The 13,720-nt window shown below is 74.3% G+C and carries 7 protein-coding genes; 1 reads left to right on the top strand and 6 read right to left on the bottom strand.

Features of this window, described 5'->3' with window-relative positions:
* Positions 1 to 39 precede the first annotated feature (39 nt).
* Complete coding sequence (locus WMF36_RS10840) at positions 40 to 2,391, bottom strand: PhpK family radical SAM P-methyltransferase (protein WP_437579529.1); 2,352 nt, start codon at positions 2,389 to 2,391, stop codon at positions 40 to 42.
* A 58-nt stretch (positions 2,392 to 2,449) separates the two neighbouring features.
* Positions 2,450 to 2,887 carry a hypothetical protein gene (locus WMF36_RS10835; protein WP_437579528.1) on the bottom strand — a complete coding sequence of 146 codons (438 nt, stop codon included), beginning with the start codon at positions 2,885 to 2,887 and terminating at the stop codon, positions 2,450 to 2,452.
* 138 nt (positions 2,888 to 3,025) lie between these two features.
* On the opposite strand from WMF36_RS10835, the gene WMF36_RS10830 reads away from it, so the two are divergent.
* Positions 3,026 to 4,129: a cytochrome P450 gene (locus WMF36_RS10830; RefSeq protein WP_437579527.1), complete on the top strand. Its 1,104-nt coding sequence runs from the start codon at positions 3,026 to 3,028 to the stop codon at positions 4,127 to 4,129.
* 3 nt (positions 4,130 to 4,132) lie between these two features.
* Here the strand turns inward: WMF36_RS10830 and WMF36_RS10825 are convergent, their stop codons facing one another.
* The 4 genes from WMF36_RS10825 to sbnA all read right to left on the bottom strand — a co-directional run bounded on the left by WMF36_RS10825 (position 4,133) and on the right by sbnA (position 13,515).
* A complete protein-coding gene (locus WMF36_RS10825; RefSeq protein ID WP_437579526.1) occupies positions 4,133 to 5,503 on the bottom strand; it encodes a condensation domain-containing protein in 1,371 nt (456 codons plus the stop codon).
* A complete protein-coding gene (locus tag WMF36_RS10820) occupies positions 5,500 to 11,349 on the bottom strand; it encodes an amino acid adenylation domain-containing protein (protein ID WP_437579525.1) in 5,850 nt (1,949 codons plus the stop codon). Before WMF36_RS10820 ends, WMF36_RS10825 begins: the two co-directional genes overlap by 4 nt.
* A gap of 139 nt (positions 11,350 to 11,488) precedes the next feature.
* Positions 11,489 to 12,517: a 2,3-diaminopropionate biosynthesis protein SbnB gene (gene sbnB / locus WMF36_RS10815; protein ID WP_437579524.1), complete on the bottom strand. Its 1,029-nt coding sequence runs from the start codon at positions 12,515 to 12,517 to the stop codon at positions 11,489 to 11,491.
* Positions 12,514 to 13,515, bottom strand: coding sequence for a 2,3-diaminopropionate biosynthesis protein SbnA (sbnA, locus tag WMF36_RS10810; RefSeq protein WP_437581889.1), 1,002 nt, complete (start codon positions 13,513 to 13,515; stop codon positions 12,514 to 12,516). Before sbnA ends, sbnB begins: the two co-directional genes overlap by 4 nt.
* Positions 13,516 to 13,720: the final 205 nt, after the last annotated feature.

The raw sequence follows: 13,720 nt of genomic DNA, 5'->3' as shown, positions 1-13,720 counted from the left end.
TTTTTCCCTCGCGAACGCGCGCTGGAAGCTTCATCGCGCTCAGAACCGAAACGTGCTGACCGCCTCGCGGGCGGGCTCGCGCGGCGGGTCCGCGTCGTTGCACCCCGCGATCGTCGCGAGCAGCTCCGCGGCCACCCGGTACATCACGCGCTCCCCGCGCTCGCCGGAGCCGGATACGCGCAGCTCGACGGTCGGTCCGGCGACGACCTCGAGCCCCAGGCCGACCCCCTCGGACGCGTCGATCGCGTCGCGCAGCGGCGCTGCCCAGCCGTCGCCCGCGCCCGGCTCGCGCCACGCGAACCACGCCCCGCACCCGACGGCGCCCTGCCGTCCGGCCGCCCGATCGCACCAGCCGCAGAGGAGGCGCCGCGCGAACCGCGCGTGGCGCGCCGCCGCGGCGAAATGTTCCTCGACGCGGCGTCCGAGCTCACCGGGCGGGAGGTCGTCGAGCCGCACGGGCCCCCAGGCGTCCCCGTCGGCGGAGCCCTGTCCGGCGAGGACGCGGAGCGGCGCCGCGCCGGTCGCTCGGCGGACCGCGATCCCGAACGCCGCGAGGGCGGCTGCGCTGCGGCTCACCCCGAAGGCGCGCGCCGCGCCGTCGAGGAGCGCGCCGTCGATCACGGAAGACGTGGTGATCCATCGCCGCGCGCCGCTGCGACCGGCGTCGGTGATGGCCCCTCCCTCCTCCGCCGGAGACGGCGCGCCGAGCGAGCCGTACCACCAGCGCTCGGCCTCGAGGTACGCGGCGCTCGAGAGCGCGCGCACGGCGCCTGCGTCGGGCCCCTCCGGGTCGGCGTGCCCTGCGCGGGCCGCCTCCGTGAACGTGGCCAGCAGCGCGGGATCGATGTCGGCGTCGGCGTCCCCGAGCAGCTTCTCGGCGACCGCGGCGTTGAAGCACCGCACGAGGCGCCGCACCGCCTCGAGCGAAAATCCGCGCCGCTGCAGGTAAAAGAGGCTCCACATCTCGAAGCCGCTCTGTGGCAGCCACGTCGAGCCCGGCACCGACAGCAGCATCCGATCGACCCAGCCGGCCGCCTCGTCGCTCGTCATCGTGGCGTGTCGCCACGAGAAGCCGGAGCCGCGGATCCCCAGCTCGAGCCGCCGCTTCCAGATCGGCGTCGACGGATCGGCGTACCAGAGCTGAGCGCGATAGAAATCGGGCTGCGCGCGCGCGAGCAGGTCCTCTGTCTCGCGGATCGAGCCCGGCGTCTCGCCCGGAAATCCGACGATGAGGTTCGCGTGCGTCACGATGCCCGCCGCCTTGAGCTGCGGAATCGCGGCGAGATAGTCGGCGCGCCGCGCGGTCTTGTTCATCAGCGCGAGCATCCGGTCGCTGCCGGACTCCACGCCGAGGAACACCCCCTCGCAGCCGCTCTCCCGCATCAGCTCGATGGCCTCCTCGTCGCCCTCGTCCGCGCGGTAGAACGAGTTCCAGCGGAAGCCGTAACGCCTGCGGATCATCAGCCGCAGGAGATCCTTGTACCTCCGCTTGGGGACGTTGAACGTGTCGTCGAGGAAGCTTATCGTCGTCACGCCGCGCGCGTGCAGCGCGTCCAGCTCGCGCTCGACCAGGTCGACCCCCGCGTACGTGTATTTGCCGGCGCGCGTCGGGAACCCGCAGAACGCGCAGGCGAACGGGCACGAGCGCGCCGTCCGCACCGACACCATCGAGCCCAGGCTCTCGGGCGAGAAGAGCGTGTAATCAACGAGGTTCTCCTCGATGGGGTTGTTCTCGGGGGCGGCCGGCGTGGTGCGGTAGGCCCCGCTCTCCTCGTAGGCCAGGTTCGGGATCGCGTCGAGCGGCGCGCCCGCGCGCAGCGCGCCGAGGAGCTCCGCCAGCGTCCGCTCGCCCTCCTGCGCGATCACGTAGACGTCGGCGCCCAGGTACCGCAGGAGGCGCTCCAGCTCCTCGCGCTCGAGCACGCGCGCCTGATTCGCGATGTACGGTCCGCCGACGACGATCCGGCTGTGGGGCGCGTGCTCCCGGACGGCGCGGACGAGCTCCAGCACGGGCAGCGGCGAGACGTAGACCGTGGTCGTGATCGCCACCGTCCGCGGGCCGGCCGCGAGCTTTGCCCTCAACGAGCCCTCCTCGAGGTGCGGCAGGTTCACGTAGTCGAACGTGAGCCCCCTGCGCGCCAGGTAGCTCCCGAGCGCGAGGAGGACGGGCCAGAGAAAATCGGCGTTGTGATAGGGGCGGGCGGACCCACATGGATCCGGCAGCGCGACATCCGACAACAGGTCGAGGAGCCGTCGAGGTGTCTTCCGGTGCCGCACGAACGCGAGATCGAGATCTCGGTACGCGCCGTCGCTCGAACCCATCTTCCCGACCAGCTCCACGTAGGACGCGAAGCTCGGCTCGTGGAAGCCGATGAGCAGGCAATCGATCATCTCGCTACCTGCCGCCTCTCCATCGCCGATCACGGCGGGAGCGGCGCGGCCGAGGAGGTCATTTCTCGGCTTTCGAGAGGCGCTCGATCGCGGCCTGGTACAGCCGCTCGGAGGGATCGATGGTGGTGCCCTCGCAGCTGATGAGCTCCATCGCCTCCCGCAGCGCCTCGCGCAGGACCTTGCCCTGCTGCTCGGCGAGCGCCGTATCCTTGTTCATCTTGATCGCCTGCTCGATCGCGGTGGCGAGGATGCTCGAGGCGAGGAGCACGTCGGGACCGCTGATCAAGCCGATCGTCGCGACCGGCTCCTCGGCGAAGGCCGGGTCGATCTCGGGGGCCTCGAGGTCCTTCTTGCCGGCCGCGCGCGCGAAGACCCATTCACGGAACTGGTCGCGAATCTTGATGATTTCGTTGCGGCTCCCGAGGATGGCGGGAGCATGGGCGAGCACGATCAGGCCGAGTGCGATCGCGCCGTTCGAGGGATCGGAGAGTATCATGGGGTAGCTCCTCGTGAATGGTAGCGGCTCGCGACGAGGCTACGCCGATCCTTCTTGACAGGTCAACCGAACAATCACCCTCAACCCGGGCACAGACAAATGATGGATAGCGGCGATCCCTACGAGATCTATCGGCTTATGCGCGACGAAGGCGGCGCGATCGAGCTGAGCGAGGGCGCGTGGGTCGTCACCCGCTATCACGAGGTCGTCGCGACGCTGAGCGACGACGCGCTCTGCCAGCCCACCGCCGGGCCGGCCGAGGACGAGGTGGAGTCGCTCGCGGGGCTGGACCCGCCCGAGCACACGCGGCAGCGACGCCTCGTGCAAGAAGCATGGTCCGCCCGCCGCACGCACCGGGTCTACGGGCCCATTGTGCGCGACGTGATCGCGGCGCTCGTCGACGAGCTGCGGCCGGCCGGACACGCTGACCTGATCGCGCAGTTCGCATCGCCCATGGCCGATCGGGTGCTCGGCGCCGTGCTCGGGATCCCCGCGGCCGATCTCGGACAGGTGCTCGCCTGGGTGGAGATCGACGCGCGATCGCTCGGCGGCATCCTCGATGACAGGGACCAGGCGCTCGTCGACGAGGCCCGCCGGTCGCTGCGCGATTACCTCACAGGCCTGGTCGCCGCGCGCCGCGCGGCCCCGACGGACGACGCGATCAGCGAGATGGCCGCGGCCCGCGCGCCGGGGCATGAGCCCATGACGGACGCCGAGCTGGTCAGTCTCCTGCAACAGATCCTCGTCGCCGGGACCGAGACCGTGAAGAACGCGATCGGCATCGCGGTCCATTGCGTGCTTCAGACCCCGGGGCTCGCGGAGGAGCTGCGGGACCGACCGGCGCTGGTCGCCGGCGCCTTCGAGGAGGCGCTGCGGTACGACGCGCCGGTGCAGTGCCTCGCCCGGCGCGCGCGCCGCGACGTGCGCGTCGGAGACGCGGAGATCCCGGCGGAGAGCTCGCTCCTCTTGCTCTACGGCTCGGCGAACCGCGATCCCCGCCGGTTCGCGGACCCCGACCGCTTCGATCCGGCGCGACCCGACGCGGCCTCGCACCTGTCGCTGGGATACGGGATCCACTTCTGCCTGGGAGCGCCGCTGGCCCGGCTGGAGGCGCGCGTCGCCCTGGAGGCGCTGTTCACCCGCCTGCCGAACCTGCGTCACGCGGGGCCCGACTCGGTCACGTGGCTCCCGCACCCGCTCTGGCGGCGGATGGGCTCTCTCCACGTCGCCTGGGACGGTTGACCCTCAGAGCAGCGCCTGCAACCGGGCGTCGGGGCTCGCTGTCGCTTCGCGCAGCACGGCCTCGTAGCCCTCGAGCCACGCGCGGACCGTCCCGCCGTCGAACCGATCCGGGCGGTAGAAGCAGGTGCCCGAGACGCCCGCCGCCGACGGCGTCAGATCCAGGATGAGATCCGGGGTCATCAGGCGGAGGCGGTCGTCGACGAGCCCGCGCGGCGGGAACGGAGCGGCGATCGCGCCTCCGAGCTCCAGCTCGGCCGGGCTCGCGGTCTGGAGCTGCAGCATGACCGAGAAGAGCGGCTCGCCGGCCGACGCGTCCTCGCGCGCGGCGACGGCCGCGGCGACCTCCTCGATCGGCACGTCCGCGTGCTCGTAGGCCGCGAGCGCCGTGGCCCGCACCTGGCGCAGGAAGCGGCGGAACCTCAGCGTCGGGTCCGCGTACGCCCTGTGGACCACCGTGCCGGCGAACAGCCCGAGGAGATCGTGCGTCTCGGGGCGCGCGCGGTTCGCGAAGTGCGCGCCGACGCGGACGTCGGGCTGCTGAAGGACGGCGGCGAGCAGGACATGGAGCGCCGCGAGCAGCACCATGAACTCGGTCGCGCCCTCCTGCTGCGCCAGATCGCGGATCGCCAGCGACAGCTCCGTCGCGAGATGAAAGGGGACGCGCGCCCTCCCCAGCGCCGTCCCGGGCGTGCCGGGCCGATCGGGAGGCAGGCGCGCCGCCGGCAGCGGGCCGCAGAGCTGACCGGTCCAGTACGCGAGCTGCTGGGCCCGCAGCCCCCCGTCGAGGCGCGCGCGCATCCAGGCGGCGACGTCTCCGTAGCGCGCGGCGAGCGGCCGGAGCGGCGACGGCCGGCGCTCGCGGAGCGCGCCGTACAGGACGCTGATCTCGCGCAACATGAGCCCGACCGACCAGCCGTCGGACACGAGGTGGTGCGTGACGAGGAGCACGACGTGATCGTCCTGCGCGAGCCGGAAGAGCGTCGCGCGCAGCAGCGGCGCGGCCCCCAGATCGAACGGCGCGACGGCCACCTGCTGCGCGCGCGCGAGGGCGCTGCGGAGGCCCTTGTTCCTGGGCTCGCGCGTGAGATCGACGATCGGCAGGTCGTAGGCGGACGGGGGCGTGACGCTCGACTCGCACCCGTCCGCCGTCGCGCGGAGCGCCGTCCGCAGCACCTCGTGGCGCGCGACCACCTCGCGCAGCGCCTCGCGGAGCGCGTCGGCGTCGAGCGCGCCCAGCACGCGGAACGCGGCGGGCATCGTGAAGGCCGGCACCTCGGGCAGCAGCGCGGCCAGCTGCCACATGCCCTCCTGGACCGGCATGAGCGGGGGCGGCGCGCCGTCGGGGCGCCGCGGGATCCGCGCGTCCGGCGTCATCGCGCCGCGCTCCCCACCTTCAGGGGCCGGCGGCGGGCCGCCTGAAGGAGCGCGAGCTCGCGCTGCCGGGCCGAGCGCGAGCGCCGGTGGACCAGGTCGCCGGCTCGCCGCGCGGGGTCCGCGGCGACGGCGCGCAGATCCTCGACGACGTCGGACAGCAGCGACGTCGCCGCCGCGGCGCCGTACCGCCGGAGGTCGTGCAGCAGGGTCAGCGCGAGCGCGTCCCCCGGCGTGGCCCGGAGCGTGAGCGGGTAGTGGTTGGCGACCGCCAGGCGAAGGTCGCGGAGCGACGCGCTCCGCGACGGGTAGCTCTGGAACGCGACGAGCGTCTCGAACAAGGGCGCGTCGACCGGCCAGCCGCACCACCGCTTGATGTCCACGAGCGCGGACTGCTCGTGCTCGAGGAGCCCGGCCTGGCGGTGGTGGAGGGCGCGCAGCCACTCGCCGACCTCCTGGTCGAGCGGCACCGGCGCCGCCAGGGGGAGCGTGTTCATCAGCATGCCGACCATCGCGTCGGAGCCTGGCAGATCGGCGCGGCGTCCCGACACCGTCACGCCGAACACGACGATCGGCGCGCCGGCGACGCGGGCGAGCGAGAGGGCCCACGCGGCGCGCACGACCGTATTCAGCGTGATCCGGAGCTCCTTCGCCGCCGCGATCATCGCTCGGGTCTCGTCCATCGTGAGCGCGGCGTGGACCTCGCCCCACCGCGGCCCGCCGCCGGCGGGGTCGAGCGGCGCGTCGGGCGCGTCCGGCGGCATCGAGGCGGGGCGCGCGCCCTCCATGTGCGCGCGCCAGAACGCCTGCGCCGCGGCGTCCGGCCGCGCGCGCGCCCGTCGCGCGACCTCGCGGGACGGCGGCGCGGCCGCGCGCTCGCCCTCGCGTCCGGCGACGATCGCCGCCAGCTCGGAGAGCACGATCTGGATCGACCAGCCGTCGAGGATCAAGTGGTGATGCGTCCACGCCATCCGCCAGTCGTCGTCCGCGACCCGCACCGCCGTGAGCCGCTGGAGCGGAGGAGAGGCGAGCCTGAACCCGCGGCGCCGGTCCTCGTCGAGGAAGGCCGTGAGCCGCGCGTCCGGCGAGCCGTCGCGCGCGGTGAGGTCGAGGCGCTCGATCGGGGTGGCCGCGTCCCGGTGGATCACGAGCAACGGCTCCGGCACCGAGCTCCAGAGCGCCGAGGCGCGCAGCACGGCGTGGCGCGCGGCCACGCGCGGCCACGCGTCGATCCACGCGGCCACCTCCGCGGCGCCGACCGCCCACGTCGCCTGCGTGACGTAGGCGTCGCTCGCCGGGTCGGCCAGCGCGTGGAACAAGATCCCTTCCTGCGCCGGCGTCAGCGGGACCACGTCCTCGATCGTCGCGACGTCCTCGGTCGCGGCGAGCGCGCGGAGCGCGCCCTCGAGGTCGTCCGCGAGCCGGCCCACCGTCTCCCGGTCGAGCACCGCCGGACCGTACCGCAGCTCGAGGCAGAGTTTGCGCCGGCGCACGAAGCCGCGGAGCTCGAGGCGATACGGCCGCGGCGCGCGCGGCGCGCGCTCGCCCTCCGACGTGAGGCGACCGACGCGGAACGGCCCGCCCGCGGACACGATCCGGTCGAGATCGCCGAGGTAGTCGAGCAGCACCTCCGCGCGCGGCAGCCGCGCCAGCGCGGGATGCTCCGCGAGGTGGAGGAGGACGCCGTAGCTGACCGTATCCTCCGGCACGGCGGCCAGGCCGAGCTTGACCGCCTGGACGGCCGCCGCGGGACCTCCGTCGGGGGCGGCGTCGATCAGGACCGGATGAATCGTCGCGAGCGCGCCCACCGTGCGCGTCACGTCGAGCTCGCCCTCGAACACGTCGCGGCCGTGCCGCTCGAGATCGACGAGCACCGCCCGCCCCGTCCAGCGCGTCAGCGCGCGGCCGAACGCCGAGAGCACGAGCTGCTCCACGGAGGCGTGGAACCGCGTCCGGGCGCCCGCGGACAGGATCGCTGTCTCGCGCTCGGACAGCGCGCGCTGGACCACGAGGACGCTGTCCTCGACGTCCCCGCCGAGCCTGTCCGGATGGTCGAGCGGCAACGGCTCGCTCCGCTCGACGATCGCCCGCCAGCGGGGGAGCGTGTCCTCCGCCGCGGCCGCCCGGGCCAAGAGGCGCTCGCCGCACGCGCGAAAGGAGTCCGTTCGGGGAGGGAGGGCCGGGCAGGCGCCTCTTTCGAGGGCTGACCAGGCCGTCTCCAGGTCGCCGATCAAGATGGAGAGCGACGCGCCGTCCGCGATCAGGTGGCACACGGCGAGCAGCAGGACGCACGTCCCCCCCGTGTCGACCAACGCGGCGCCGACGAGCGGCCCGCTGTCGAGCGACAGCGACGCCCGCAGACCGCGAGCGATGTCCGCCAGCGCGCCGGCTCGCGCGCCGGGCTCGACGCCCGCGAGGTCGTGACGCGCGATCGGCGATCGAGGCGCGGCCGCGCCGTACGTCTGCCGCCGGCCGCCTCGCTCGGGCAGCACGCGCAGGCGCAGCGCGTCGTGGTGCGCGACCACCGCGTCGAGCGCCGCGTCGATCAGCGCGACCGGGAGGGGCCGCGTGAGCTCCAGCTCGACGAGGAAGGCCCACTGCGACGGATCGACCATCGCCTGGGTGAGGCTCCAGCGCTGGAACGGGGTCAGCGGCGCGTCGCCGCTCGCCGGGCCGCGCTCGGGGGGCGCGCCGGCCGGGGCCGCGACCGCCGCGAGCTCCTCGATCGTGGGGTGCGTGAACACCTGCGACGGGAGGATCGCGAGGCCGGCGCGCGCCGCGCGCGCGACAAGGTGGAGCACGCGGATGCTGTCGCCGCCGAGCGCGAAGAAGTCCTCGCGCTTGCCGACGCGCGGCACGCCGAGGACCTCCGACCAGCTGGCGGCGAGCGTTCGCTCCACCGCCGACAGGGCCGCGGGCTCGACGGCGGCGGGCTCCGGCGCAGCCTCGTACGCGGCGAGCGCCTTTGAATCGATCTTCCCGTTCGGCGTCAGCGGGAGCTCGTCGAGGACGAAGATCGCCGCCGGCACCATCGCCGCGGGCAGCGCGGAGCGCGCTCGGGCCCGCAGCTGCGCCGCGAGGGCGCCGCGCTCGGCGTCGCCGCTGCGGGGCACGACGAACGCGACCAGGTGCTCGCCGCCGCGCGCGCGGCACGCCACGGCGACCTGCCGGACGTCGGGGTGCGCGGCGAGCACGGCCTCGACCTCCCCCGGCTCGACCCGGTGGCCGCGGACCTTGACCTGCCGATCGACGCGCCCCAGGAAATCGATGGCGCCGTCGGGCAGGAAGCGCGCGAGATCGCCGGTCCGATACAGGCGTGCCCCCGCCTCGGTCGAGGTCGGATCGGGCGCGAACGCGGCCGCGGTGCGCGCCGGATCGCCGAGGTACCCGCGCCCCACGCCGACGCCGCCGACGTACAGCTCGCCGATCGACCCCGCGGGGACCGGCGCGAGCGTCTCGTCCAGCACGTGGAGGCGCGTGCCGAGCACCGGACGACCGATCGGCACGCGCGCCGCGCCCGCCGGCGGCGGCTCCTCCAGGAGGTGGTGCGTCACGTCGTCGGAGCACTCGGTCGGGCCGTACGCGTTGACCAGCGGGATCGACGGGTAGCGCGCGAGCCAGCGGCGCGCGAGCTCGGGAGGGAAGGCCTCGCCGGTGACGACCAGCCAGCGAAGGGCGAGGCGCTCGGGCATGCCGGGCAGCTCCAGCGCGGCCGCGAGCAGCGACGGGACGAGCTCGAGCACGGTGATCTCGTCGCGCGCGATCGCGGCGAAGAGCCGCTCCGGATCGCGCACCGTGTCGTCGTCGTACACGTGGACCCGACCCCCGACGAGGAGCGGCGCGAGGAGCTGCCACACCGAGATGTCGAAGCCGATGGGCGCTGTCTGCGCGACGCGATCCTCGGCCGAGAGCCCCAGGTCGACGACCTTGGCGCGGAGGTGATTGACCATCCCCCGGTGCTCGACCATGGCCCCTTTGGGCGCGCCCGTGGAGCCCGACGTGTAGATCACGTACGCGAGCGTCCCTGGCGGTCGCGCGTCCGGCTCGGCCCGGGATCCGGCGGGCGCTTCGAGCGCCTCCCGCACGTCGAGGATCCCGACCGCCGCGGGCGGCGCGAAGCAGAGCTCCCGGTCCGTCACGAGGATCGGCGCTCCGGAGGCGGCGAGGAGCTGCGCGCGGCGATCCGGCGGGTCCCTCGGGTCGAGGGGGACGTAGGCTGCCCCCGCGAGGAACGCGCCGAGCACGGCGGCCAGGAACCCCGGACCCCGCGCCGCGTGGATCGCGACGAGGGTCTCGAGCGTCGCGCCGGCCGCGCGCAGCCGAGCGGCGACGGAGGACGCCGCGTCGAGCATCGCGCCGTAGGTCACGCGCGTGTCGCCGGCGACGATCGCCGTCCGCGCCTCGTCCTCCCGCGCGATCCGCGCGAGCTCCGGCAGCAGGCCCGGCTCCGAGGCCACCGCCGGCGCGCCTTGCCCCCACGCGTCGATGAGCGCCTGCTCGGCGCGGGGCAGCGGGAACGACGCCGGGCGCCGCTCGGGCTCCTCCAGGCCCCGCTCGAGCGTCGACGCCACCCGCGCGAGCAGGCGCGAGGCCGCGTCGCCTGCCAGCGCGTCCGCCGCGCAGTGCGCCACGAGGGTGATGTCGCGCGGGCCGACCGTGACGACCAGGTTCAGATCGACGTCGAGCTCCACGCGCGGCAGCTCGCGGAGCTGCATCGAGACGCCCGCCGCGTCGACGGGGTGGGGCATCAGCTCGGGCAGCAGCTCGAACAGGATCGGCGAGAGCACCGCGCGCCCTGCGTGGCGCGGCAGGTCGAGCGCCCCCACGATCCGCTCGTAGGGGACCTCGCGCCGCCGCAGCGCGCCGCCGACGACCTCGCGCGCCCGGGCCAGGAGCGCGCGGAAGCTCGGGGCTCCGGACAGGTCGAGACGGACAGGGAGCAGGTTGATGAAGTTGCCGACCAGCGCCTCGGTGCCCCGCTGCTCGCGGCCCGCGAACGACGTCAGCAGGGTGATGTCATCGAGCCGCGTCGCTCGCCCGAGCTCGACGGCGAGCGCGGCGAGGAAGGCCATGAACATCGTCACGCCTTCGCGCTGGCACCGCGCCCGGAGCGCCGCGACCGACGCCGCGGACAGCACCTGGCAGACGGCGTCCGCGGGCGACCTCTGCGACCGATCGCGCGGCCTGTCCCCGCTCAGATCGACGAGGGGCGGCGGACCGGCGAGCCGCGCCGTCGATTCGCGCAGGGCCGCGTCCACCGCCGGGCTGGCCGCGCGCTCGCGCTGCCACGCGGCGTGGGCGCGATAGGCGAGCGCCGGGGGATCGAGGCGCGGGGCGCGTCCGGCCGAGCGCGCGGCGTACAGCTCGGCCAGATCGCGCACGAGCGCGCCCCGGCCCGGGTGGCCGCCTCCGCCCAGCGACCACGTGTCGACGGCGACGTGGTGGAGCACGAGCACGAGCACGTGCAGATCGGGGGCGAAGGACACGAGCTCGACGCGGAGCGGCAGATCCCTGCGCAGGTCCATCGGGAGCCTGGCCAGCGCGCGCGCCACCTTCCTCACGATCTCGTCGCGCGCGCCGGGCGGCGCGTCGCCGTGCTCGTGGACCTGCAGCGCGATCTTCGGCGCGTCCTGCACGACCTGCACCGCGGACTCGATCGGACCGGCGAACGTGGTCCGCAGCGGCTCGTGGCGCTCCAGCAGGCCCTCGAGCGCGCGCTCCAGCGCGCCGACGTCGAGGGGGCCGCTGCACCACAGTGCGTACGGATACCTGTAGACGGCCGACGTCGGATCGAGATCGTGGTCGACAAGCAGCCGGAGCTGCGCGGACGAGACCGGCGCCCCGCTCAACGCCGCGCCTCCCGCCTCGGGCGCGCGGCGGAGCTGCCCTGCGCGGTGGAGGTCCTCCGGCGGACTGGCGCCGGGTCATCCAGTTGCATGCGCGTCATCCGTCTTCCTCGCGTCGCCGCCGTCGGACGGCGGCGGGATCCTATCCGCCGAGGAACCCTTCTACCACCAGCCCGCGACGCTCGCGCTCCGCGCGCTCGAGGACGAGGGCCCCCACCGCGACGTCGAGCGCCCCCAGCCCGAACGGGCTGAAGATCGACACGCCGCCGGGTGATCGGCGGCCGGGCTGCGCGCCGCGCAGGACGTCCCCGAGCGTGCACCGGATGAAGCCGCGATGGCCGACGAGCGCTTCGCACAGGTGCAGCGACGTGCTGGCGCGGCACACGTGGTCGATGTCGTCGACCACGTTGTCGGCGTCGCGGAGGATCTCCGGCGCGAGGTCGCGCAGCGACACGTGGAGGATCGTGGTCCCGGGGGCGCACGGCGACAGATCGGCGACGTGCGGCGCCCCGGCGGTGGTCGCGAACGACACGAGCGAGCTGCCGGCCAGCACCTCCCTTATGCCGTCGACCGCGCGCACGGCGAGCGCCTCGGTCTCCGCCGGGAAGCTCGCCGCGAAGCCCCTCGCCCGCGCCGCGTCGAGGTCGTGCACGAGGAGCTCTCCGCCGATCGGCAGCGCCTTGCGGAGGAAGCGCAGGATCGCCGCGTTGATGGGCCCGCAGCCGACCAGACCGACCTGCGCCGCGCGGCCGGCGGGCACGAGGTGCGCGGCGGCCAGCGCCGCGCTCGCCGCGGTCCGCCACGCGCTGATCGTCGACGACTCGATCACCGCCCGCAGGCGCCCGGTCGCCACCTCGTTGAGCAGGAGCACCGCGGACGCGCGCGGCCGCCCCGCCTCGAGGTTGGCCGGGACCGACGCGATCCATTTGAGGCCGGCGGCCTCGACCCCGCCCCCGACGAACGCCGGCAGCGCGATGATGCGATTGCGCGGATCGCCGGGCAGCGGCAGAAAGAGCGAGTGGGGGACGGTGGTCTCGCCGGCCGAATGGGCCAGGTACGCGCGCTTCACGGCCTCGATCACCTGCGGCTCGCTGTCGGCCAGGAGGCTGGCGACGTCGGCGGCCGAGAGCAGGCGAAGGTCGCCGGAGCGCGGAGGGTGCGGAGCGGTCATGAGGCGAGGTCCGGTACGGATCCGAGCTCGCGCCGGACCCAGTCGTCGGCGTAGATCGTATCGAGGTACCGCTCGCCCCGGTCGGGGAGGATGAGCACGCAGCGCGCTTCCGGCGGGATCCGCTCGCGCAGCTTTGCCAGCGCCGCGACCCCGCCGCCCGACGAGCCGCCGGCCAGGATCGCCTCGCGGGCCAGCAGCCGGCGGCACCCCGCCACGCACTCGGCGTCGCTGACGTGGACCACCACGTCGGCCCAGGCCGGGTCGAACAGGGACCCACGCTCGGAGCTGCCGAGCCCCGGCAGGCGGCGCGGCGCTCGTCGCCCCCCGAAGAGCGCGCTCCCCACGGCGTCGACGGCCACGAGCCTTGTCTTGAGCTCGTGCTCGACGATGTAGCGGCGGCAGCCGGCGATGGTGCCGCAGGTGCTCGTCGGGCAGAGGACGAAGTCGACCTCGCCGCCCAGCGCCTCGGCGATCTCGCGCATCGTGCCGTCGCAGTGCGACATCACATTTCCCGGATTCGCATACTGGTTCAGCCAGTGGGCGCCCGGGACGCGGCGCGACAGCTCGGCGACGCGGCGCTTGCGGGCCGGCAAGAGCTCGCCTGTCTCGGGATCCGGCTCCTCCACCATCTCGATCTCGGCGCCGTAGGCGCGCAGGATGGCGAGGTTGTGCCTGGTCACCTTCGGGTCGACCACGCAGATGAAGCGCAGCCCGAAATACGCGCACGCCTGCGCCAGCGCGATACCCATGTTGCCGCTGCTCGACTCGACGATCACCGAGTGTTCATCGATCAGGCGCGCGTCGAGGGCGTCCTGCAGCATCCGGAGCGCGGAGCGGTCCTTCATGCTGCCGGAGGGATTGACGTACTCCAGCTTGGCGAAGATCTCGAGCGACGCGCCGGGGAACAGCCGCTTGAGCTGCACGAGCGGCGTATCGCCGATGGCGCCGAGGATACCGTCTCCCGATGCGACTCGCTGTGATCCTGGCCGTGTGAGCACGAGCTTCGCTCCGATCTCCGCGAGCCACGGACGGTGCGTCGCCGGGCGGTGGGTGTCAAGGATCTCGCCGAGCTCCAGGTCGGAGAGCGCGGCCGCCGCCTCCGTCACCGCGTCACCGCGCGCAGGTCCTGCTCCGGGGTCCTGTCCACGGGGCGGCCAGCGGCTGCGGGCGGCGGACGCGCAGCGCGGCGCGCGTCGGCAGCCG

The sequence above is a fragment of the Sorangium sp. So ce887 genome (assembly GCF_051521455.1).
GTDB lineage: Bacteria > Myxococcota_A > Polyangia > Polyangiales > Polyangiaceae > Sorangium.
This window is presented reverse-complemented; position numbering and strand designations above follow the sequence as displayed.